This window comes from Mesorhizobium sp. BHbdii (genome assembly GCF_053848045.1).
The window spans coordinates 38,460-61,840 of record NZ_JBSPKX010000002.1 but is presented as its reverse complement, the minus strand read 5'-3'; the positions used below and the strand labels follow the sequence as shown (position 1 = coordinate 61,840).

General features: G+C 60.8%; 19 protein-coding genes. 14 read left to right on the top strand and 5 right to left on the bottom strand.

Annotated features, from left to right (window positions below):
• Positions 1-100: 100 nt before the first annotated feature.
• Positions 101-775 (bottom strand): sugar transferase, encoded by a 675-nt coding sequence (locus tag ACWTU8_RS12970; protein WP_455848489.1) that lies wholly within the window; start codon positions 773-775, stop codon positions 101-103.
• Positions 776-1,329: 554 nt separating this feature from the next.
• Here ACWTU8_RS12970 and ACWTU8_RS12965 point away from each other — a divergent pair.
• The 8 genes from ACWTU8_RS12965 (at position 1,330) to ACWTU8_RS12930 (ending at position 9,307) form a co-directional block, all read left to right on the top strand.
• Positions 1,330-1,650 carry an exopolysaccharide production repressor exox gene (locus ACWTU8_RS12965; RefSeq protein WP_455848488.1) on the top strand — a complete coding sequence of 107 codons (321 nt, stop codon included), beginning with the start codon at positions 1,330-1,332 and terminating at the stop codon, positions 1,648-1,650.
• Between the two features lie 401 nt (positions 1,651-2,051).
• A complete protein-coding gene (locus ACWTU8_RS12960) occupies positions 2,052-3,065 on the top strand; it encodes a glycosyltransferase family 2 protein (RefSeq protein ID WP_455848487.1) in 1,014 nt (337 codons plus the stop codon).
• A 266-nt stretch (positions 3,066-3,331) separates the two neighbouring features.
• Positions 3,332-3,730, top strand: a complete 399-nt coding sequence (locus ACWTU8_RS12955) for a hypothetical protein (protein ID WP_455848486.1) — start codon at positions 3,332-3,334, stop codon at positions 3,728-3,730.
• 163 nt (positions 3,731-3,893) lie between these two features.
• Complete coding sequence (gene exoK / locus ACWTU8_RS12950; protein ID WP_455849047.1) at positions 3,894-4,763, top strand: endo-1,3-1,4-beta-glycanase ExoK; 870 nt, start codon at positions 3,894-3,896, stop codon at positions 4,761-4,763.
• Between the two features lie 61 nt (positions 4,764-4,824).
• Complete coding sequence (locus ACWTU8_RS12945) at positions 4,825-6,156, top strand: UDP-glucose dehydrogenase family protein (protein ID WP_455848485.1); 1,332 nt, start codon at positions 4,825-4,827, stop codon at positions 6,154-6,156.
• A 99-nt stretch (positions 6,157-6,255) separates the two neighbouring features.
• Complete coding sequence (locus ACWTU8_RS12940) at positions 6,256-7,716, top strand: GMC oxidoreductase (RefSeq protein ID WP_455848484.1); 1,461 nt, start codon at positions 6,256-6,258, stop codon at positions 7,714-7,716.
• On the top strand, positions 7,713-8,162 hold the full coding sequence (locus ACWTU8_RS12935) for a hypothetical protein (RefSeq protein WP_455848483.1): 450 nt from the start codon (positions 7,713-7,715) through the stop codon (positions 8,160-8,162). Before ACWTU8_RS12940 ends, ACWTU8_RS12935 begins: the two co-directional genes overlap by 4 nt.
• Before the next feature lie 62 nt (positions 8,163-8,224).
• On the top strand, positions 8,225-9,307 hold the full coding sequence (locus tag ACWTU8_RS12930) for a glycosyltransferase (protein ID WP_455848482.1): 1,083 nt from the start codon (positions 8,225-8,227) through the stop codon (positions 9,305-9,307).
• A gap of 225 nt (positions 9,308-9,532) precedes the next feature.
• On the opposite strand, the gene ACWTU8_RS12925 is transcribed toward ACWTU8_RS12930, so the two are convergent.
• Complete coding sequence (locus ACWTU8_RS12925) at positions 9,533-10,555, bottom strand: phosphoribosyltransferase (protein ID WP_455848481.1); 1,023 nt, start codon at positions 10,553-10,555, stop codon at positions 9,533-9,535.
• Between the two features lie 38 nt (positions 10,556-10,593).
• Positions 10,594-12,090, bottom strand: coding sequence for a lipopolysaccharide biosynthesis protein (locus tag ACWTU8_RS12920; RefSeq protein WP_455848480.1), 1,497 nt, complete (start codon positions 12,088-12,090; stop codon positions 10,594-10,596).
• Positions 12,091-12,280: 190 nt separating this feature from the next.
• Between ACWTU8_RS12920 and ACWTU8_RS12915 the strand changes: the two genes are divergently transcribed.
• The 6 genes from ACWTU8_RS12915 to ACWTU8_RS12890 all read left to right on the top strand — a co-directional run bounded on the left by ACWTU8_RS12915 (position 12,281) and on the right by ACWTU8_RS12890 (position 19,990).
• Complete coding sequence (locus tag ACWTU8_RS12915) at positions 12,281-13,453, top strand: glycosyl transferase family 1 (RefSeq protein WP_455848479.1); 1,173 nt, start codon at positions 12,281-12,283, stop codon at positions 13,451-13,453.
• A gap of 25 nt (positions 13,454-13,478) precedes the next feature.
• On the top strand, positions 13,479-14,477 hold the full coding sequence (locus ACWTU8_RS12910) for a glycosyltransferase family 2 protein (protein WP_455848478.1): 999 nt from the start codon (positions 13,479-13,481) through the stop codon (positions 14,475-14,477).
• Positions 14,477-15,427 carry a glycosyltransferase gene (locus ACWTU8_RS12905; protein ID WP_455848477.1) on the top strand — a complete coding sequence of 317 codons (951 nt, stop codon included), beginning with the start codon at positions 14,477-14,479 and terminating at the stop codon, positions 15,425-15,427. Before ACWTU8_RS12910 ends, ACWTU8_RS12905 begins: the two co-directional genes overlap by 1 nt.
• Positions 15,417-16,385: a glycosyltransferase family 2 protein gene (locus ACWTU8_RS12900; protein ID WP_029347698.1), complete on the top strand. Its 969-nt coding sequence runs from the start codon at positions 15,417-15,419 to the stop codon at positions 16,383-16,385. The genes ACWTU8_RS12905 and ACWTU8_RS12900 overlap by 11 nt, the downstream gene beginning before the upstream one ends.
• Before the next feature lie 57 nt (positions 16,386-16,442).
• Positions 16,443-17,339 carry a UTP--glucose-1-phosphate uridylyltransferase gene (locus ACWTU8_RS12895; protein ID WP_127317314.1) on the top strand — a complete coding sequence of 299 codons (897 nt, stop codon included), beginning with the start codon at positions 16,443-16,445 and terminating at the stop codon, positions 17,337-17,339.
• A 269-nt stretch (positions 17,340-17,608) separates the two neighbouring features.
• Entirely contained in the window at positions 17,609-19,990 is a 2,382-nt protein-coding gene (locus tag ACWTU8_RS12890; RefSeq protein WP_455848476.1) for a polysaccharide biosynthesis tyrosine autokinase, read from the top strand.
• A 301-nt stretch (positions 19,991-20,291) separates the two neighbouring features.
• Here the strand turns inward: ACWTU8_RS12890 and ACWTU8_RS12885 are convergent, their stop codons facing one another.
• Positions 20,292-21,371, bottom strand: coding sequence for an acyltransferase family protein (locus ACWTU8_RS12885; RefSeq protein ID WP_455848475.1), 1,080 nt, complete (start codon positions 21,369-21,371; stop codon positions 20,292-20,294).
• Positions 21,372-21,471: 100 nt separating this feature from the next.
• A complete protein-coding gene (locus ACWTU8_RS12880) occupies positions 21,472-23,379 on the bottom strand; it encodes a propionyl-CoA synthetase (protein ID WP_455848474.1) in 1,908 nt (635 codons plus the stop codon).
• Positions 23,380-23,381 lie beyond the last annotated feature (2 nt).

The following is a 23,381-nucleotide window of genomic DNA, read 5'->3' as shown; positions in this document are numbered from 1 at the left end:
GACGTTTTCCGATCCGCTTTAGCCCCGCCCGATGAAACTTGCTGCAGAATGCTTGGCGTCTGGACAGTCACTCTTCCACACAGAGCCGGCTCCCAGCCGGTCAGTAGCAGCCCCGCGACATCCAGACGGCAGGCACGGTCTTGACGATGATGCGAATGTCCTCGAACAGCGACCAGTTCTCGACATAGTGGCGATCGAATGCGACGCGGCTGTCATAGGAAACGTCGTTGCGGCCGCTGACCTGCCAAAGCCCGGTCAGGCCGGGGCGCGATTTCAGGTAATAGACGGCCGAACTGCCATAAATCTCGAGTTCGTCGCGTACGACGGGGCGAGGACCGACAAGGCTCATGTCACCCTGAAGGATGTTGATGATCTGCGGCAGTTCATCGAGGCTGAGCTTCCTCAGCACGGCCCCGACGCGCGTGACGCGCGGATCGTTCTTGAGCTTGCGGGTCGCTATCCATTCGGCTTTGGCGTCCGGGTTGGCGGCAAGATATGCAGCCAGCACCTGTTCGCCATTCTGAACCATGGTGCGAAACTTGAGGCACGGGAAAATCCGTCCTCCGCGACCGATCCGGCTGTGACCGTAGAAAATCGGTCCGCCGTCGGAGAACTTGACAAGCAGCGCGACCATCACAAACAACGGACTGAGAGCAACTAGGCCAATCAGTGAACCGGCGATATCGAAGCTGCGTTTGAGCAGGCCGCCGATCGGTGGAAAATCGATACCGACCTGCGAAAAATCCGCGTCGGCCGGCTTGGCTACGTCCCTCATGCATAAACTCCATACGTTGAACGGATGGTTTGCCGCACGATATCAAAAAAATGTTGCGTCGCAACACACAATTTCTTGAGCGCCTGAAATAATCACGTCATGAATTGACTAAATAATAAACCGATCCTGCACAAATTTTGGCCTTTATGGCGCGTTCGTGACAGATTATGGGCAACCATGAAAAATCTAGTGCGTTTTTGGGGCTGATCTTGGGCAAATCGCTCTTTGTGACGGGTTCTTGAGCGTTATCGTGCTTGAGTTTCGTAAAGTATAGAGAGGGTTTAAAGTAAAATACTGATTAATTTTTCGGCTCTTACTGAAGTGAGTCCATACTGGGGTGATTGGTCGTGAGGCCGATGTGTGCATCGCAACATGGCAGAGTCGATCCCGCGAACTTATCCAAAATAATTTGTGGTTGGCCTTGCCCGCTATTGCAACCTTAATAGAGTTGCAAATTGTTTCTGTCAGAGTATGGACAGCGTGAGAAGGCCGGAAGCAACCGGCCAAAGAAAGCGAGCGGCTCAACAAGCTCGCATGGCGAAGGGAGGCTCGGGGTGGGTCGATCATCGATTTTGCCCGAGCAGGTTGACGGGCTGTCGGGTATGTCGCTACCAAAATTCATTGTCGGCATGATTTTCGCTCTGGCGATCGTGGTCGCCTGGTCGTATCTCGACGGCGCTTCGCTGGGCGAAACGCTGTTTCGCGCTATAGCTTGCGCCATTGTCATCCAGCTGGGCTACTTTCTGCTGGTTTTCGTCATGGTTGCCAGAAACACCTCGACGTCGGCTGATAAGAGTCCAGATGCCGAACGAAAGCTGAGTTCGACCGAAGCGGCCGATGGCGAGAAGTTAAGTGCCAGGAGAAGCCTGCACTGACTTGACGAAGCGCCGGATTGCTGGCGGACTGCTCGCCCGACAGCATCCTGGGCAACCGGCCTCCGGATTTTTCATTCAGCCTCGGATCCTCAGACTCAGCTCTAATTTTCTGTCGATCAACCTGGTGATCAGAGATTCGAGTGCGCTGAGGCAGGAACGGTTTGCGAAGCAGTCCGTCTATCCGCGGGTATTTCACCGCCCATCGGTTGCGCCATGACGACACCGAAAGGAAAGACTGGACGGAGCGAATGATTTTCACGATGCTTTGCTTCGCAATTGCAGCATAAGCGCCGGCTGATTTTCGAACAGCCGGACAGTCAGTGCGAACGAGAGCTGCATTGGACATCAAACCGGGGGCGGCGAGAAATTCGGAGCTACCTGTGCAGTCGAGAGGCGAATTGATGACAGAACCCCAGGTCTGCGTGATCATCGCCGCCCGCAACGCGGCGCGGACAATTCCGGTTGCCATCGCATCGGCATTGCGCGAGCCGGAGGTGGCCGAAGTCGTCGTCGTCGATGACGCCTCCACCGACGACACCGCGAAAGTCGCTCGGGCGGCCGACGATGGCAGCGGCAGGCTTTCCGTCATCCGGCTCGACGTCAACGGCGGTCCCTCCTTCGCCCGCAACGCCGCGGTCGCCAGCTCCAGATCGCCGTTCATCAGCATTCTGGACGCCGACGATTTTTTTCTCGAGGGCAGATTTCGCGAGTTGTTCGCCAGCGTCGATTGGGATTTCGCTGCGGACAATATCATGATGATCAGGGACGATGCGGCGACCGACGTCTCGAAAATCACCGCTCCGCGGTTTTCGGCCGATCCGGAATTTCTCGATTTCGAGCGTTTCATCGAAGGCAACATCTCCAGTCGCCGTGTGCAAAGAGGTGAGTTGGGTTTCCTCAAACCGGTGATCAGCCGCGCTTTTCTTGACCGACATGGACTGCGCTATGACGAAAACCTGCGGCTGGGCGAAGACTATGAACTCTACGCGCGCGCGGTTGCTTGCGGGGCGCGCTTCAAGGTCATCAGGTCCTGCGGCTATGGCGCGATCGTTCGCGCGGACTCGCTGAGCGGCCAGCACAAGACGCAGGACCTCAAGCGTCTGGCCGACGCAGATCTGGCGCTGCTGGCGATCGATAGTTTGCCGGAAGGCTCTAAGGCCGTGCTCAGAAGGCACGAACGGCAGGTACGCGACAAATATCGGTTGCGAAACTTCCTCGACGTGAAGAACGAGCAGGGGCTGACATCGGCCGCGGCCTACGCCCTGGCCAGCCAATCCAACCTCATCCCCATCCTTCGCGGCGTGGCCGCCGACAAGCTGGATACGCTGTTTCGCCGCGCCGGCTTTGCCTCGAAGCAGCCTGTGCCGCCGCTGCGCTTTCTGATGGCCGCAACCAGCCCGGTCGGCGAGACTTGAGCTGGTCCGCAACCGGCGCCATGCCGATCATGTCAACAGGTCCTTACCCTGCTTCAAAGTGATGCAAATTTCCGGTTCGCCGCACTAGGTGGTTGCCTACTCGCTTTGGGGATGGCATGTATGTTGCGGTGCAGCAATTTTGATTGGCTGTTTGAATCGGCCCGAAAATGTCCCCTGTCAGAGGAGCTGGACGATGCGACAAGACTTTTTTGGCCCGGACGGGCACAGGGATAGCCTTAGGCCGGCTATGACAGGAAACTAAGCGCATGGCCTCGATATTTGGCTTCAGATCAAGGGATCCGGCCCGAGACAGGCAGACCGACATCTCGCGCCTTGACCGCCTGGCAAAGCTGCTTGACCAGATCGCAGCGGAGGTCGAGGCGGAGAAAAACGGCCTTGAGAATCGCTACCGGACCAAGGCCACCAACGCGGCCTTCCTGGTGGAGGCGATGGAAAATGGGGCGGCCTCCTCCAGCAGATCCTCCGAGGTCAGCGATCTGACGAAGTCGATCCTGAACTACGAGCGGCGCATCGCGGCGCTCGCGCGCCAGAACGAATTGATGAAGGATCTCCGTCATTCGCTGGATGCAATCTTTGACGAAAGCGCCCAGCGTAGCTCGACCGCCAAGGCAGATTTCGCCAAGCCGGCCGCCGGCACGGGTTGAATTTCAAGATCCCTGGATGGGCCCACAGGCAGGAGGTTTGGTGTCACTGGGCAAGTTAAGGCAAGCACAAGGAAGGTACTGGCAGAAGGTCAAGGTCAGCTCGTTTCGTCATGGTTTGAACATCGACTTTGGGTTGGGGGCGCAGCACAAAGGTGAGTTTGGTATGAACGCGGATCCGAAAAGCACGTCCACCCGAGCAACCGGCGGCAGGCCGCTCACGCGCTCGATCAGGCAAGGGAACCTGAGGCAGCTATCTTCGGGCGGCGCGTTTCTGCTGCTCGCACTCGGCAGCCTGGTTGCAGGCCCGACCCCTTCCCATTCGCAGGACATCCCGACTGCGCCATCGTTCGTCGATGATTTCACCAGCTTCGATCGTGCGCGTTGGTACATTGCCGACGGCTGGACGAACGGCAAGCACCAGAACTGCACCTGGTCCAAAAGCCAGGTCCGGCTTTCCGACGGCATGCTGACGCTCGGTTTCGAAAAGCGCAAACTAAAGGATCGCGACTTTGCCTGCGGCGAGGTCCAGACCAAGCAGCGCTTCGGCTATGGCACCTATGAGGCGCGGATGAAAACCGATGCGGGCTCCGGCATCAATGCCGCCTTCTTCACCTACATCGGCCCCACTGACAAGCAGCCGTGGGATGAAATCGACTTCGAGGTGCTGACCAAGGACACCTCCAAGGTGCAGGTCAACGCCTACATAGCCGGCAAGGGCAATAACGAGAAATTGGTGGATGTAGCTGGCGGGACCGACAAGGCTTTTAACGACTACGCCTTCGTCTGGGAGAAGGACCGGCTGCGCTGGTACGTCAACGGCCAACTGGTGAACACGATCACTGATCCGGCAAAGTTGCCCACTCATGCGCAAAAGATATTCTTCAGCCTCTGGGGCAGCGACACGATGAAGGAATGGCTGGGGCCGTTTTCGGATCCGGGTCGAAAACTCACCATGCAAGTGGACCGCGTCGCATTCACGGCGCTCGGCCAGCCATGCCAGTTTCCGGAATCGCTGGCATGCAGCATAAGGTAAAGACTAATCTGAACCGGCCGGACCGAAAGCGCTCCGAAGTCTTGAACAGGGATGAAACCAAATGAATTTGACGGTCTTTGGAATTGGCTATGTCGGTCTCGTGCAGGCGGCGGTGCTTGCCGAAGTCGGACACCAGGTGGTGTGCGTCGACATCGACGTGAAAAAGGTCGAGCGGCTCAATCAGGGCCTCATCCCGATTTTCGAGCCCGGGCTCGAAAACCTCGTCAAGGAGAACCACGCGGCCGGCCGCATCAAGTTCACCACCGATGCCGCGGCCGCCGTCAAGCATGGCCAGATACAGATGATCGCTGTCGGCACGCCTCCGGGCGAGGATGGTTCGGCCGACCTCAAATATGTGCTGGCCGTTGCCGAGGCCATCGGCCGGGAGATGGACGCGCCCAAGATCGTCGTCGGTAAGTCGACCGTGCCGGTCGGCACCTGCGAAAAGATAAAGGCCAGGATCGCCGCGACGCTGAAGGCGCGCGGCCGCGAGGATCTGGGTTTCGACGTCGCCTCCAACCCGGAATTCCTCAAGGAAGGCTCCGCGGTGGCCGACTGCATGAAGCCGGACCGCATCATCGTCGGCACCGACAGCGAGGATACCGAGGCAGTGATGCGCGAGCTTTACGCTCCGTTCAACCGCAACCACGAGAAGATGATCGTGATGGATGTGCGCAGCGCCGAGTTCACCAAATACGCGGCCAATTGCATGCTGGCGACCAAGATCAGCTTTATGAACGAAATGGCCAACCTGGCCGAGGAACTCGGCGCCGACATCGAGGAGGTCCGCAAGGGCATCGGCAGCGATCCGCGCATCGGCTACCACTTCATCTATCCGGGCCTCGGCTATGGCGGCTCATGCTTCCCCAAGGACGTGCGCGCCCTGATCAAGACCGCCGAAGGCGTCAAATTCGATGCCAAGCTGCTGCGCGCGGTCGAGGACCGCAACAACGAACAGAAGTCGGTCCTGTTCGACAAGGTGAACCGCTATTTCAAGGGCAATCTGAAGGGCAAGACCTTTGCGCTGTGGGGCCTCGCTTTCAAGCCCAATACCGACGACATGCGCGAGGCGCCGGCGCGTGTCTTGATGGAAGCGCTCTGGAAGGCCGGTGCCAAAGTGCAGGCTTACGATCCCGAGGCGATGCAGGAATGCCAGGCCATCTACGGACTGCGCGAGGATCTGCTTTTGTGCGGGACCAAGGAGGCAGCGCTGCGTGGCGCCGATGCGCTCATGATCGCCACCGAGTGGAAGAACTTCCAGGCGCCGTCGTTCGACGCGATGAAGGATGCGCTGATCACGCCGATCATCTTCGACGGCCGAAATCTCTACGACCCCAAGGTCATCGCTCGCTACGGCATCGAATATCACAGCATCGGCAGGATGGCGGCGTGAGATCATGCGGGAAAGGCCGGTGGCAAGGCCGGCTCGGACATCAGGAACGGTCACGAGGGCGCCGATGAACGCGCTCGTGTCAACAAGGGGTCTTATCTGATGGTGCTGGGCATCAGGCCGGAACAGATCGCCAACGAACATTTCGATGTTGTCGCTGTCGGTTCCGGTTTCGGTTCGGCCTTCTTCCTGCATGCGTTCGCCAAGCAGCGAAAGGCACGCATTCTGGTTCTGGAATGGGGCCGGCACAACACGCATGAATGGCAGCTCGAGCAGAACGTCAACACCGACATTGAGGACGAGACCACCTATAAAACCAACTCCGACAAGCCGTGGAACTACACCATCGGATTGGGTGGCGGAACGAATTGCTGGTTCGCGCAGACGCCGCGCTTTCATCCGAATGACTTCAGGCTGAAAAGCCTCTACGGCGTCGGCAACGACTGGCCGATCAGCTATGACGAGCTTGAGCCGTTCTACTGCGATGCAGAGGACGTCATGTCGATTTCAGGCGACCCCGACATGGCGGCGGTGATGCCGCGTTCCAGGCCGTTTCCCCAGCCGCCGCATCACATGTCGACGCCGGACCAGATGATGAAAGCGGCGCAGCCGGATCAGCATTTTGTCGTGCCGACAGCCAGGGCGCGCGTGCCGACCGCGCAGCGGTCTTCGTGCTGCGCCAACTTGCGATGCGGGTTATGCCCGGTCGACGCGAAATTCACCGCCAACAATGGCCTGATGCACGTCTTCGAGCATCCCGACGTTTCGGTCTGCCTTGGCGCTGAAGTGCGCCGGCTCGACCATGTCGGCGGATCTGTCCGTTCGGTCGCATTCGTGCATGGCGGCAAGGAATATTCGGTCAGCGGCGATCTTTTCATTCTGGGCGCCAATGCCATCCAGAGCCCGGCAATCATGTTGCGGTCCGGCCTGTCGGGCGAATTCGTCGGGCGCGGCCTGCACGAATCCTACGGATGGAATTTCGAAGCCTATCTCCACGGTGTCGACAATTTCGACGGAAGCACGATCACCACCGGCTTGAATTTCGGCCTTTATGACGGCCCTCACAGGGCGGGCCATGCGGCGGCGCTGGTCTATTTCGAAAACCGCTGGCAGCACGGGATGCGCCCCGAGAAGGGACGTGTCCGTCAGACGCTTCCTCTCATCATTGTCACCGAAGACCTGCTCGACCCGGAAAATCTCGTCGTTCTCGACGAGGATGAAAACGCCTTCGTCAGTTTCAAGGGAGTATCCGACTATGCCGTCAAGGGCATGGCGCAGGCGAAGGAGAACTTGGCGGCGCTTCTGGCTCCGCTGCCGGTCGAAGAAATTTTCGATCGCGGCATCCGGCCGACCGAGTCGCATGTCCAGGGCACGTTGAGGATGGGCTTGAGCCCGGCGGATTCGGTCGTAGACCAGGACATGATCCACCATCGGCTCAGGAATCTGGTTGTGGTCGGCTCGAGCACATATCCAAGCTGTTCCTGCGCCAATCCGAGCCTGACCGCGGCAGCCCTCTCCTTGCGGGCGGCGAGCCGGATAGCCGGAAAGGATATGGCCGGATGATCAAGGTTTCGCGACGCGCGGCACTGGCCATCATGGCTGGCGGAGTTGCTTCGACCGGCATCGCCTATGCCGCCGTTTCCTCGTTTTCGGACGAGGACCTGGTGCGCGTCACGCTCGAAAGATATTTCGGCAGGCTGAACATGCGCATCGAACATTTGCAGCAGTTCGTCCTGGAATTTCAGAAACGGAATCCCTGGATATTTCCAAACACAAAGCTGGGCGATGCGGTCACTCTGCTTGAGGAGCTGAAATTGGGCGCCGCACGCCGGTTTCTGCCCGAACAGAAAAAACAGGATCTGAGGCATTTCGACCGCTGGGTCATTGCCGAGTTCCATATGCTGACTGACTACGCCCGGCGCAGTTCGCCAACCGATCCGATCCGGTTCACCGGATGGCAGCCATGCACCAATCCGTTCGCCAATTTAGAGATGCAACAGGATGCCTGAGGCGGGTCGCAAACCATGCGCCATCGCCCGTAAACTTGAGAATGCGACAAGGAGCCGAAACCATGAAAGTGCTGTTTGCAGGCGGCAACGGTTACACGCCCCAGTTCAGTGGCGGTGTCCAGTCCAGCACCCATCATCTCGCCCAGCAGTTGCTCGAGCACGGGCATCAGGCTTCGGTGCTCGCCGCCCTGTTCGGCCAGGGTGTCTTTGGCTACAAGGCGCGCGCCAAGATGAAGCTTTTGAGGCAGCGCGCGGTCATCGACAGCTATCCGGGCTATCCAGTCGTGCGGGCCTGGTTTCCCTGGGAGGCGGCGGGTTTTGCGGTCGAAAAGCTGAGGCCGGATGTTGCCGTGGTCCAATGCCACAAGTCGGTTCCGATCGGCAAGGCGCTGCAGGCCGAAGGTGTGCCGCTGGTCGTCTATCTCAGGAATGTCGAGTTCCACGAATTGGGCGGGGATCTGCGCGAGCTGCATTCGGCGCTTTATATCGCCAATTCCGAGTTCACGGCGCGCACCTACAAGGCAAAATTCGACATCGATTCGACGGTCATACCGCCGACCATCAATCCCGCGCTCTACAGCACGCCGACGACAGGGGAGTTTGTCACGCTGATCAACCCCTATGAGGAAAAAGGTTTTGAGCTTGCGGTGCGCATCGCCGCCGCCTGTTCCGAAATCCCATTCCTGTTCGTCGAAAGCTGGAAGCTTGACGATGATCATCGGGCCAGGATCGAGCAGACGATCGCGCCCCTCGGCAACGTCACGCTGGAGAGCCGGACCAGCGATATGAAGACGGTCTACGGCCGCACGAAAATCCTGCTCGCTCCCAGCAAATGGGAAGAGGCCTGGGGCCGGGTGGCGTCGGAAGCCCATTGCAGCGGCATTCCCGTCGTCGGCTCGCGTCGTGGCGGCCTGCCCGAAGCGGTCGGCTCCGGTGGCGTGGTGCTGGATTACGACGCCCCACTGGCCGATTGGGTGGCAGTGGTCAGGCGTCTGTGGACCGACAGCCAGGAATATGGGCGGCTTTCGGCGGCGGCTCGTGAATTCTCCGAGCGCCCGGAACTCGATCCGGCGGGTCAGTTCGCGACCTTCTTCTCGATGCTCGACAGGGCGGCACGACAGCCTTCTTCGCGGCAAGCCGCCTAAAGCACTCGCAGGCAAACGTCTTCGTTTGGCGTCCGAAAAAAATACAATAAAACAAAGAGTTAGAGCGCGGTTTTGGTTCTACCAAAACGCAATGCGATCTAATGTAATGCATGTCGCGCAAACGTGCGCAGCGGTTTTGCGATAACTACATACATAAAACAAAGCTTAAAGCGCGTCGCATGAATCCGTTCGGACGCGACGCGTTTTAAGTCCCGAAGCCACAGTTTAAGCCGGTCGCTTGACCCGGCTCTTGAGCGTCTCGTAACCACGCTCGCCAAGCAGCGCGCGCGCAACGGTCTTGATCGCCGTTTTGCGCCCGTCAGGCGAACTGATCTCCCGCAATCTGCCGGGAAGGTTGCGCGCCGTCTGTCCAAGTGCCGGAAGCGACAACGTGTCGGGATAACTTAGCAGATGCGTTTCCACGCACAGCACCGGTTTACCGGAAAGCTTGGCGATCTTGAGCGCCTGCTGGTGCTCGCTCTCGATGAACAGGATGGCGTCGGATTTACGGTAGAAATCGGCTTTGAAGCTGCCATGCACGCCAAGCCGTTGCCGTTCCGCCTTGCTCGGCAGGTCAAGCATGATCAGCTTGTCGTATTCGATGCCGTGCTTTGCCAGCCATGCTTCGGTGAGCGCGCGATACTTCTCGAGCCGGCTGGTGACAAGCCAGCCGATCTTGCGGGTCGGGCCAAACAGAGGCAGTGCTTCGCTCAGGAATTTCTCATAAGCGGGGCCGTCGTCGTTTTCTGCTTCGGTTGGATCCAGGCAAAGCACGCCGTCAATGTCGACGCAGCATTGCGCGAGGAATTTGTGGTGCATGAAATTCCACTGGAACATCCTTGGATGCGGCACGACCTCGAGGACGAGGTCGGTTTCCTCGTACTCCGGCACCAGGCCGAACACTGCGGCAAACGTAAAGTCCGCCTTGATGCCGGCAGCCTCTATCCGGCTGCGTGCGTCGCGCATGGCGGCGCCGCCGCTGACGCTGTCGTCGATCACTAGGACCTTGTGCATGTCGGACGCCTGCCGGTCGAGCGCGGCGCGGCGTTTGGTGACCCCCGAAGTATAGATCTTTCCGGCCAGGAAACTGTCCAGATCGGTCATCGGGATGTTCGCCGTCAGGCTGAGCAGCGTGGCGGCGAGAATGCCGCTTCGCGGAACGCCGACCACCAGGTCGATATCGCGCGGCAACCGGTGAAGGTTCCTGACAATCGCATCGTTCATATCAGAGATCGATCGGTAGTGCATGGGATCAGACCTGGTCCTCGTATGGATGTCCGTGCAAGTTACTTCGCCTCGCTTGGTGCTGCCGCAGGCGCCCGTGCCGGCAGGAGCTTCAGGCCCTCCCGCAGCGCCTCGCGGCCGGAAGCAAACGCCAGCGCTGTCACGATGGTGATCATGTAGGACAGCGCCACCGCGCTCGCCATGGCGACGATGTGCTGTTGCGGCAGCAGCGGCTTGGCAAACCAGATCGCGGCAAGCGCCAGATGCGCGCCAAGCACGAAGGGCGTTGCCGCGCGAAGCATGTGGCTTGCCCGCAGCGGTCCGGTCTTGCCGATATAGAGCCACAGGAAAGGTGTTTTGAGATACTCGCTGATCGCATATGCGATCGCCACGCCCAGCGCGCCATAGGGAAGGCCGGCCAGGAAGGCCAGCACCGACGTCACCGCCGCTATGATGCCCCAGCGCATGAAATCGCCCGAGCGGCCCTGGCTGATGAAAAGCCATCCCGCCGGGTTGTTGAGCGGCTGCAGCAGCCCGGCAAAACCGAGCGCCAGGAAGATGCTGGAACTCTGCCGCCACTGCTCGCCGAGCACGAACGGTATCAGCACGTCGGACATGGCAGTGGCGAAGGCGACACCGGGAAGTGCAACCAGCAAGATCAGCGGCATGACGCGAAGATAGGCGCTGCGGTAGCGGTCCGGCTCGTCCTTCAGCCTGGAAAGAGCCGGCACCATGACCTTCGACAACGGATTGGTGATCTGGCTCAAGGGGAACAGAAGCAGCTTGTAGGCCCGGTCATAAAGCCCGAGCTGCGCTTCGCCCCAATATTTTCCGATCAGCACGTTGTCGAGATTGCGGGCAAAGAAATTGGTGAAATTGAACCCGGTGATGCCAGCGCCGAAATTGATCAGTTCGCTGATGCCGTCGACCTTGCGCGGCAGGCTGGGGCGCCATCGCGAGTTTGCCCAGAAGCAAAGCGTGGGCAGCACCGCTGCTGTCAGCGTGCCGGCAAAAAGCGCCCAGTAGGAACGGTCGATGAAAGTCCAGGCGATCGATACGACGAGGCCGGCGACGGCACTTGCGACGTCGATGAAGGCCAGGCGAGCGAACTGCATGCGGCGTGTCATCAGCGCCAGATGTTGGGCGCCCAGCCCATAGGCTATGATCTGCAACCCGAGTGCTGCCACCAGACCTGCCACCCGCGGTTCGCCGTAGAAAGCGGCGACCAGCGGTGCCGCGGCGGCAAGCACGCAAGCGAGCAATGCGCTGACCGCGACATTGACCCAGAAGAGGTAGTTGACCTCCTCATGCCTAATGCCGCTTTTCTGGATCGTCGCCTGGGTCAGCCCGAAGTCCTGGAACAGCGCGATGAAGGCAAGTACCGGCGCGCACATCGCCACCACACCGAAGTCCTGCGGCGACAGCAGTCGCGACAGGACGATAACGGAGACGATCTGCGTCGCAACCCGCACCGATTGCGCCAAAGCCGTGATGATAGCGCCGCGTCCGACCGATCTGCGGAGAGAGCCCTCTGGCGGGTCGAATGCATTGGCTTGCAAATTCAGGGTCCCTGATTTTTGTGCCGGTCCCGATGTTCCGACCCGCGCCCGATGCCAACATCAAACTACGGCAATAATTTTGCAGCGCAACAAAAAACGTTGATTTTTGCTACGCTGCACCAAAAATGTTGCGATGCAGCACGAGCTGTACTAGGATTCTTGTGGGCGGGCCAATAGCGGTCGAGTTTTCATGCTGCATGTCTTGTACTTGGTACACGACGTCTCCGACCCGGCAGTGCGCCGGCGGATCATAATGCTTAAGGCAGGCGGCGCCCAGGTCACACTGGCGGGCTTCCGTCGGACAGCAAGCCCGGTCGCCGACGTCGAAGGCTTGCGCCCGATCGACCTTGGCGCGACGCGCGACGGCCGATTCGCCCAGCGGCTGGCAGCAGTCACAAAGGCGGCGGTCTCGATCGGCTCGAAGCTCGGCTCAATGCCAAGACCGGACCTCATCATCGCGCGCAATCTGGAAATGCTCGCGCTTGCCCGGCGTGCCAGATCGGCGTTCCAGGCGACGGTGCCGATCGTCTACGAGTGCCTCGATATTCATCGCCTTGTGCTTCGCGACGACTCTTTGGGCAAGGCGATGCGCGGCGCGGAACGCTATCTGGCCAGGGATATAAAGCTGCTGGTGACCAGTTCGCCGGCGTTCATCGCCAATTATTTCAAGCCGTTTGGGCAGATTGCCGCGCCGGTCGAGCTGCTCGAGAACAAATATTTCGAGCCTGCCGCGGTTGCGCGGGATGATCGCATAGTGGCGGATGATCCCGTCGCTCCGCCTTGGCGGATCGGCTGGTTCGGTGCGCTCCGATGCCGCCGCTCCCTGGAGCTTCTGGCCGAATTTTCCCGACGGCTCGACGGTCGCTTCGAAATCATCCTCAGGGGCCGCCCGGCGCTTTCCGAATTTCCGGATTTTCACGGTTTTGTCGAAGCCGAGCCCTGGCTTTCGTTTGGCGGGCCCTATCGGAACCCCGAGGATATGGCCACGATCTACCGCGAGGTCCATTTCTCCTGGGCCATCGATTTTTTCGAGCAGGGGCTGAATTCCGAATGGCTGCTGCCCAACCGTCTCTACGAGGGCTGCCGCTTCGGCGCCGTGCCGATCTCGATGGCCAACACCGAAACCGGCCGGTTCCTCGACCGGCAGGGTATAGGCGTGCTTTTGCCTCAAGCCACGCCGGAGGCACTCGAAGCCGCCCTGGGGGATATGGACGAGCATCGTTTCGGGAAATTGCGGGCGCGTGTTCTTGCCCCCAATCCGCGAACCTGGAGCCATGATCGCAGCGATTGCCGGGCGCTCGTCGAAAAGCTTCGCGGGTTGACGGTTGTGCAGGGTCCGTATGCTGCCCAGGCACTGGCTTAGGATGGCTATCGATGGACATGGGCCGATGATGCCAACCGAAAAGCTTGCGCCCAGCCTGATCGTGATTCCGTGCCTGAACGAAGCGGCTCACATCGGTGCGCTTGTTCATGAGCTTCGACCGTCGGCCGAGAGGCTCGGTGCCCGGATTGTCGTTGCCGATGGCGGCAGCACGGACGGCACGAGGGCAATCGTCGAGGAGATTGCCGGGAAAGATCCGCGGATCATCCTTCTCCACAATGAAAAGCGCCTCCAGAGCGCGGCGATCAATCTCGCCGTTGCCAGTTACGGCGAGGGGGCTGAATATCTCATTCGCATCGACGCGCATGGCGGCTATCCCCCCGACTATTGCGATCGGCTGGTCGAGGAGGCGCTGGCCACCGGCGCCGATTCGGTCGTCGTCTCCATGCTGACCAGCGGCAGCGGCACGGTGCAGAAAGCGGTGGCGGCTGCACAGAATTCCAAGCTCGGCACGGGCGGCTCGAAGCACCGGCATCTCTCAGTGGGCGAGTGGGTCGATCACGGCCACCATGCGCTGATGCGGATATCGGCCTTCAAGGCGGTGGGCGGCTATGACGAGACGTTCAGCCACAACGAGGATGCGGAGTTCGACTATCGGCTCCGTCAGGCCGGTTACCGAATCTGGATGAGCGGCAAGACGCAAATGATCTATTACCCGCGCGCGTCGCTCGCCGGCCTGTATTTCCAGTATCTCGGCTATGGCCGCGGCCGCGCAAAGAACGTTCTCAAGCACCGCATGATACCGAAGGTCCGGCAGATGGTGCCGCTTCTGGTGTTCCCCGTTGTCCTTCTCTCTGCCTTTTTCTTCGTGCATTGGTTGGCGGTCGTGCCGCTTCTGGTGTGGGCGTCGGTTTGTCTCGGCTATGGCGTGTGGACTGCCATCAGCCAGCGCAATCCGGACAATGCGCTTGCTGGGATTTCGGCGATGGTCATGCATTTCGGCTGGTCCGTTGGCTTCTGGCTGCAACTGCTTGGACCGCGATCACAGAGTAGGAGGGTAGCGTGATGGGTGTGGCCGAAAAAAACCGCAGCATCGACATCTGCGTCTGCACGTTTCGGCGGCCGGAGCTTGCCGACACGCTTCGCTCCATAGCCGCCCTGGAGGTGCCTTCGGGATTCGACATCCGCGTCATCGTCGCCGACAATGATGACGGGCCGACGGCCGAGTTGCTGGTGGCGACGCTGGCGGAGACGTTGAAGCTGCCGATTAGCTATCGTCATTGCCCGGCGCGCAACATCTCGATCGCCCGCAACGCCTGCCTCGACGCCAGCATGGCGGATTTCGTCGCCTTCCTCGACGATGACGAAACGGCATCGTCCAGATGGCTCGCCGAACTGGTTGCGACGGCGGAAGTGAGTGGCGCTGCCGCCGTGCTCGGACCGGTGCGGGCGCGCTATCGGCCGGATGCGCCCGCCTGGATGCGCCGCGGCGATTTTCACTCCACCCTGCCGGTCTGGGTGGGCGGCGAGATCCGCACCGGCTACACCTGCAACGTCCTGCTCAGGATGGGTGCCGACAGCCTCCGCGGCCGGCGGTTCAGCCTGGCGCGTGGCCAGACCGGCGGCGAGGACACCGAATTCTTCGACCATATGGTCAAGGCCGGCGGTCGCATCGCCTTTTCGCCGCAAGCCTGGGTCGATGAAGTGGTGCCGCGCGCCAGGGCCGCATTCGACTGGCTCCGCCGCCGCCGGTTCCGCGTCGGGCAGACGCATGGGCACCTCCTGGGGCGCGACGCGAGTGGCCTCGCGCTGGTCAGGCAAGTCGGCCTCGCCTCGGCAAAGGCGGTCTACTGTTTCGCATTGGCAATACCGGTCGCCATCAATCCCGTGCGCAGGAACCGCAGCGTGCTTCGGGGCATCATGCATATCGGCGTCGTGAGCGGTCTCGTCGGTGTGCGTGAAATCCGCCAATACGGCCTGCCATCGCCGCAGGAAGGGGGCAAGCGTGCAGCCTGACGTCACCTTTGTCATTGCCGCCTACAATGCGGAGCTGACCATCGAGCGGGCGATCGCCAGCGCCATCGCCCAGCGCGATGTCAGCGTTGAGGTGATCGTCGTCGACGATCAGTCGCGCGACCGGACGCTCGATCTGGCGCGATCCTACCCCGAGGATATCGTGCGCGTCGTCGCCCTTGCACAGAACCGTGGTCCCGGCGGCGCCAGGAATGCCGGCCTTGAGCTTGCCCGCGGCCGGTGGGTCGCGGTCCTCGATTCCGATGACGCGATCTATCCCGGGCGGATCTGCACCATGATCGACCGCGCGGAGAAAGCGGGCGCCGAGATCGCGGTCGACAATCTCCAGGTCGTTCGCGAGGACGGCGTTGCCGAAGAGACGATGTTCCCGGCCGACTATCTCGAGGGCTTAAGTGAAATCTCGCTAGCGGACTATATCGCCGGCAATGTGGTCTTCGAATCCAGGTTCAATCTCGGCTATCTCAAGCCGATCTTCCAGCGACGCTTCCTGAACGAAAACGGGCTTCGCTATGACGAAGGCCTGATCATCGGCGAAGATTACATCCTGCTGGCCAGTGCTCTGGCCAAGGGCGGCAAATGTGTGGTCGAGCCGACGACCGGCTACGTCTACCATATCCGGACCGGCTCCATTTCCCGCGTGCTCGAACTTCATCACGTCGAGGCGATGCGCAAGGCCGATCTCGCCTTCGCCAGAACCCATTCGATGGACGCCAAGGCCGAGGCCGCTTTCGCAAGGCGCACACGCAGCCTGCGCAAGGCGGCGTCGTTCCTGTCGCTAGTCCAGCACATCAAGGCGCGGTCCCCGCTCAAGGCGGTGTGGACGGCGCTCAGCGATCCGGCGGCCGTTCGGCATATGAGCATGCCGATCGCCGTTCGGCTGCGAAGGGTGGCGGCACAATTTGCCGTGGGTGCGGGGGAGGTGAAAGGTGCAGGCAGGTGAAAACAGTTTTCGCGGCCTGCGACAGGTTGAAGTCGATCTCCTCAGAAGGAATATCCAATGAAAAAAGTCAGGAAGGCAGTCATACCGGTAGCGGGGCTTGGAACGCGATTCCTGCCGGCGACCAAGTCGATGCCGAAGGAAATGCTGCCGGTCGTCGACAGGCCTGTCGTGCAATATGCGGTGGACGAGGCGTTCGAAGCCGGCATCGAGCACATTGTCTTCGTGACGGGCCGCAACAAGGCAGTCATAGAGGATTATTTCGACCTGCATCCAGAATTGATCGGGACTTTGGAGCAGACCGGCAAGACGGCGCAGCTTCAGGCGCTCGAAAGCCTGCTTCCCGTGGCTGGTGCGACGAGCTTCATCCGGCAGCAGTCGCCGCAAGGTCTCGGCCATGCGGTATGGTGCGCCCGGGAAGTCATCGGCGATGAACCTTTCGCATTGCTGTTGCCGGACATGGTGTCCTTCGGCGGGCGTGGATGTCTCGCTGAAATTGCCGACCTCTATGCACAGACCGGCGGAAACGTCATCGCCGTCGAGCGCTGCGATCCGACCGAGACCAGCAAATACGGCATTGTCGGCTGCGGCGCCGATGTCGGCTCGGGCTTCGAGGTCACCGCCATGGTCGAAAAGCCGGCTCCAGCCAATGCGCCGTCGAATTACTACATCAACGGCCGCTACATCCTGCAGCCTGAGATATTCGCGTTGCTCGGCAATCAGCAGCGCGGCGCCGGCAACGAAATCCAGCTGACCGACGCCATGGTTCGCCTTGCGCAGAGCCAGGCTTTCTTTGCCCAGCCCTTCAACGGCCGGATGTTCGACTGCGGCTCGAAGGAAGGGTTCATCCAAGCCAATATCGCCTTCGCGCTGGCGCGTGACGACATGAAGGGGCCAATCTTCGAGATGCTTGAGGAGTTTGTCCGGTCGCATGAGCGCCGGGTGGAAGCCGCATAATGCTCATTTTTTGGGAGCATTAGCATATGGACGGTGACGCAAGACATGCCGATGCGCTTGGCGGCCCGGGTTTCGCGTTGTCTGGCATGAAGCTTGCGTCGTATATGTGCTGATGCTCCCGATCTTGCTTCAGCGCCTGCAAACGAGAGCATCGGACCCAAAAGTAGAGGCGGTTTTGGGAAATCCGATGCTCAAACAAGAGATAGAGCGGCGGCACAGGTCGACTTGAGGGACCGCCGCTCTAGATGCAAAGTAGAATTGGACCGAAGATGAATTATGCCAATTTTCCTCTCGACAAGAGGAAACCATTGCCGAGTTCGGATGCAGTCAGCGCCGACGACTTCATCGATGTCGAGCGCTTGCTCAGCATGGCAGCAAGGCAGGCAAAGGTGGTTGCGGCATGCGCTGCCATCGGTCTTTTTCTGGGCGTGCTCTATTTGCAGACCACGCCTCCCACCTACATGGCGACCAGCCGCGTGCTTATCGACGAAGGATTGAATAAGGTCGTTGACGAGGTGTCGGCGGCGTCGGTCAGCATGCAGACCGATTCCGCCATTCTGAGCCAGATCGAAATTCTTCACTCGGCGAGGTTGGCGGCGGTGGTCGTCGACAAGCAGAAGCTCGATCAGAACGACGCTTTCTTGTATCCTCCCACATCGGCCGTTTCGAAGGCGGCCGGCTTTGTACGCGGCGTGATCCGGTACTTCCGTCCCAGCCCCGCCGTGGGCACCACCGACGTCACCCAGCTTGATCCGGCGACGCGTGACGCGATGATTGCCTCGTCACGCCGCGATTACGCGATCCTCAAACTGCAAAACGAAGTGCAGGCCGAGCGCATCGGCCGAAGCTATGTGATCTCCATCGCTTATCAAGCGACGGATCCCGCACTTGCGACCGCGATCACCAAAGCCTACGCGGACGCCTACCTCGCGGATCAGCTCGATGCGAGCTTCGATGCGACCGAGCGCGCGGCGGTCTGGCTGCAAGGCCGGCTGACGGAGCTTCGTGAAAGTTCCCAGGCAGCGTCGCTCGCCGTCGAGAAGTTCAGGGCCGAACACGGATTGGCCGTCGACGACGGCCAGTTGATCAGCGACAAGCAACTGTCGGACCTCAATGGCCAGCTCATTGAGGCGCAGGCCGATACCGCCCGCGCCAGCGCCCGCTACCAGCAATACAAGTCGATCGTCGAAAGCGGTTCGGACAACGCATTCAGGGATGCCGCCATATCCGCCGACCAGCCAAGCAACTCGATCATTTCAACGCTCAAGACCCGCTATCTCACTGTCGCCAAGCGGCAGCAGGATATCGAAGCCAATTTCGGGGCTGAGCATCCCCAGGCGGTCGCACTTGCCAAGGAAAAGGCCGACATATCAGCGCAGATTTTCGGCGAGCTGAAGCAGTTGACCGAAAGCTACCGCAACGAATACGAAGTTGCTCTCGCGCGCGAGACGGCGCTCCGCGCAAATGTCGCGTTAGCGGCGGGCAAGAGTTCCATCGACAACCAGTCGCAGGTCAAGCTGCGCGAATTCGAGCAGAAGGCGACGGCGCTCTCGACGCTCTATCAGACGTTCCTTGGCCGCTACGAAGAAGCCTCCCAGCAGCAATCCTTCCCGGTTGGCAAGATCCGCGTCATCTCGGAGGCGACGCTGCCGCAGTCCGCGGCAACCCCGCGCACGTCCATAGTGCTGGGACTTTCGCTTGTGCTTGGCGTGATGATGGGGGCCGCGGTTGGTGGCCTGAATGAATTCAGGGAGCGGTTCTTCAGGACCGGCGAAGACGTTCGCGATCGCGTCGGCCTCAAATTCCTCGGCTACCTGCCGATCATTGGCAGCAAGGTCGCCAAGGACGACAAGCGCGATGATGGTCAGGCAGACGTCAAAACTGCCCAATCACCGTCGGCTGCTGAAAGACGCGCGCGCATGCGGGTGAGCATAGACGCCCCGGCATCGATGTTTTCCGAAACGCTTCGCAGCGCCAAGATTGCCTTCGACGTCGTGATGGAAGGGCAAGGCAGCCGGGTCATTGGCGTGATCTCGGTTCTTCCCGGTGAGGGCAAGTCGACCGTGGCGGCGAATCTGGCAGGACTGCTTGCTGCCAACGGGTCGAAAACCCTGCTGGTGGACGGCGATCTGCGCAACCCCGGCCTCAGCCGCAGCCTTGGCATGGAGGCCGAGCAGGGCCTGATGGAAGCGGTGGTGAGCGGGCAGACCTGGCAGTCCGTCGGCAAGATCGACCGGCAGACCAAGCTGGCGATCGTCCCGGCTGTGCCGCGCGGTCATTTCTCGCACACGAGTGAGCTTCTGTCGTCGGCCGGGATGCGGCGTTTCATCGACAATGCCAAGGAGACCTTCGAGTACGTCATCGTCGATCTGCCGCCGCTCGGCCCGGTGGTCGATGCCAAGGCCTTTGCTCCGCTTGCCGACGGTTTCGTGCTCGTAACCGAGTGGGGGCGCACGCCGCGTGCGATGGTGCAATCCATACTGAGTTCGGAACCCTATATCGCCAACAAGATCGTCGGCGTCGTCTTGAACAAGGTCGATTTGAAGAAGCTGGCGAAGTATGGATCGATCGGCGGCTCGGAAAAATTCTTCGACAGATATTCGTCCTACTATCTGGAAAAGTCGGAAGCGCGGACGAAAGCAAACACCTGAGGCCGGTCTATAGGAAACGGATATTGAGCAGATCGTCGTCGTCCTGCGCGGCGAGGCCGATACCGGGGCCCGCGTGAGCGAACACGGATGTCCCTCGAACAGACCATGACGGGCAGCCTGCGCACCAGCCGATAAGGTCGGCGGGGAATGATGTCTCTTAGGTGCGGTCGATCTCCTCGCTTGACGCGTAGAGGTCGCCGAGCCGCGACGGGTCGCGCAAAAAGCGTGCGCACTATGCTTCGCACCGCACATTCCACCGCAGGACGTTTGCAGCCAGGAACCGGCGTGACACGCTGGCGCGTTACGCCGCCTTGAGACGGTATCGGAAGACGGTGTGGTCGAGCAGAAGCCGGATTCGCGGTTCGGCCTCGATCGCAATCAGCCAGCTCGCGGCGATCATGGTCGCGCCGACGATGACCACCGAAAGCAGGTATGGCACTCCCGCACGCATCAGGGCGCCGAGAATGGCCGCGCCGACGACATCATGGATCAGATAGAGAGGATAGGTCATCAGGCCGATCCGGCGCCAGCCGCGCCAGGACAGGTCGAGCCGCAACGACCATGCCATCAGGGCGATGGCAACTAGGAAGAAGACGATCGGTGGCGCATAAGGCATCTGCTGTTCGACCTTCACCGTGTGAACATCGACCGAACTGGCGATTTGCAGGACGCAGCCGGCCAGAAACAGCGCGCAGAGGACAAGACGGAACGGCGTCACCGCCTTGAATCGCATCAGCCAGATCATGACGCCCGTCGCAAAGAAGCATCCGTGATGCACCAGCAGCAGGGCTAACCAACGCGTCTCGGCAAAGTCCGACCAGTCGAGCGGATAATACAGGCACCAGAAGAGCGTGCTGACCATGCCGATCACGATGGCCACGACCTCCATCAGATGGAAGCGGCCCAGCCACAGCAAGGTCCAGACGACGGCGTAAAAGGCGATCTCGATGCCGAGCGTCCAATAGACGCTGTCGACCCAGGGGGAGTAGGGAGCGAACAATGCCGTGCGAACGAGCCGGGTCACGGCATCCGTCGGCCAGCTGAGCCCGACGAGGAGCAGCACCGCCGCGGTGACCGGCGCGCAGATCCAGACCGCCGGCGCCAGCCGCCTCACCCTTGCCTCGAAAAACCGCAAGGCGGTCGAGTTTTCGGCGCTGAAGGCGATGACGAAGCCGCTGATGACGAAAAAAACTTGTACGCCGACCCATCCGGAGCCGAGCATCTCCAGTTCCGGATGCGGCGGGATGCCGCCGGTGGCCCGTGCCGAAACGCCGGCGGGAAAGGCCCACACCCAGTAACCATAGTGGTAGAACATCACGAGGACTGCGGCGAGAAATCGAAGTATGTCGACGCCGCCAAATGTGGTTTTTTGCTGAGCCATGCCGTATCGTCGGTGGGCGCCCCGACAAAACTGTATGGCGATTTGCTGCATCGCACAATAGCCAATTGGCTACCGGCGCGCTGTCGATGGTCCGATGTCTTCACAGGCCGATTCCGCGTCCCTTTAGCGCCGCGGTGATTTCATCGAGAATGACCGGGTCGTCGATGGTCGCCGGCATCGTCCATTCTTCCTTGTCGGCAATCTTCTGCATGGTGCCGCGCAGGATTTTGCCGGAGCGCGTCTTTGGCAGGCGCTTGATCGTCACCACCGTTTTGAAGGCGGCGACCGGGCCGATCCGCTCGCGCACCAGCGTGACCACCTCGGTCTCAATAGTGCCGGTGTCACGCGCGACACCCGCATTTAGCACAACGAAGCCGAGCGGAACCTGGCCCTTCATCGCGTCGGCGATGCCGATAACAGCGCATTCGGCAACGTCTGGATGCGCGGCCAGCACCTCCTCCATGGCGCCGGTCGAAAGTCGGTGGCCGGCGACATTGATGATGTCGTCGGTTCGGGCCATGACGAACAAATAGCCGTCCTCGTCCATCATGCCGGCATCCGCCGTCTTGTAAAAGCCGGGGAATTCGTCGAGATAGGCTTGGCGAAACCGGTCATCAGCATTCCACAGCGTCGGCAGGCAGCCGGCCGGCAGCGGCAGCTTGACCACGACATTGCCCAACGTGCCGCGCGGCACTTCGTGGCCGGCATCGTCGAGCACACGGATGTCGTAGCCGGGCATCGGCACCCCGGGCGAGCCGTATTTCACCGGCAGCAGGCCCAATCCGGCTGGGTTGATCGTCATCGGCGAGCCGGTCTCGGTCTGCCACCAATGGTCGATCACCGGCACGCTCAGTTTCTGCTCCGCCCATTTGATGGTTTCCGGATCGGCGCGCTCGCCGGCGAGGAACAGCGTGCGGAATTTCGACAGGTCGTATTTCGGAACGAATTCGCCCTTTGGGTCCTCTCCCTTGATGGCGCGGAAGGCCGTCGGCGCGGTGAACAGCGCGACCACGCCATGCTCTGATATCACCCGCCAGTAGGTGCCGGCGTCGGGCGTGCCGACCGGCTTGCCCTCGAACAGGATGGTCGTGCAGCCATGCAGCAGCGGGCCGTAGACGATGTAGGAATGGCCGACCACCCAGCCGACGTCGGAAGCCGCCCAGAACACCTCGCCCGGCTTGACGCCGAACTCGTTCTCCATCGACCATTTCAGCGCAACCATGTGGCCGCCATTGTCGCGCACGATGCCCTTGGGCTGGCCGGTCGTTCCGGACGTGTAGATGATGTAGAGCGGATCGGTGGCGAGCACTGGAACGCAGTCGACATTGGCGCCTGCGGCCCGCTCACGGGCGACGGCGTCGGCATAGTCGATGTCGTGGTTTTCCTTGAGCTCGCAGCGCAGCTGGTCGCGCTGGAGGATGAGGCAGGCCTCGGGCTTGTGCCGCGACATCTCGATCGCCTTGTCGAGCAGCGGCTTGTAGGCGACGATGCGCCCGGGTTCCAGGCCGCAAGAGGCGGAAATGATCAGCTTCGGCCTGGCATCGTCGATGCGCGTGGCGAGCTCGTGCGAGGCAAAGCCGCCGAAGACGACCGAATGCACGGCGCCGATGCGGGCGCAGGCAAGCATGGCAAACGCCGCTTCCGGCACCATCGGCATATAGATGATGACCCGATCGCCTTTCTGGACGCCGCGGTTCTTCAGCACCGACGTCAGCGCGACCACCTCGCGTTTCAGTTCGGCATAGGTGAATTTCCTGATCGTGCCGGAAATCGCGCTGTCATGGATCAGCGCGATCTGATCGGTGCGGCCACCCGCCACGTGGCGGTCGACGGCGTTGAAGCAGGTGTTGCAGGAGGCGCCGCCAAACCAGCGCCCGTAGACGCCGGCATTCGGATCGAAGACCGTGTCGAACGGTGTGAACCAGTCGATGTCTTTGGCCGCATTCGCCCAGAATTTTTCCGGGTCGCGTTTCCAGCCGTCATAGACCTCGTGGTAGCGTGACGCCATCC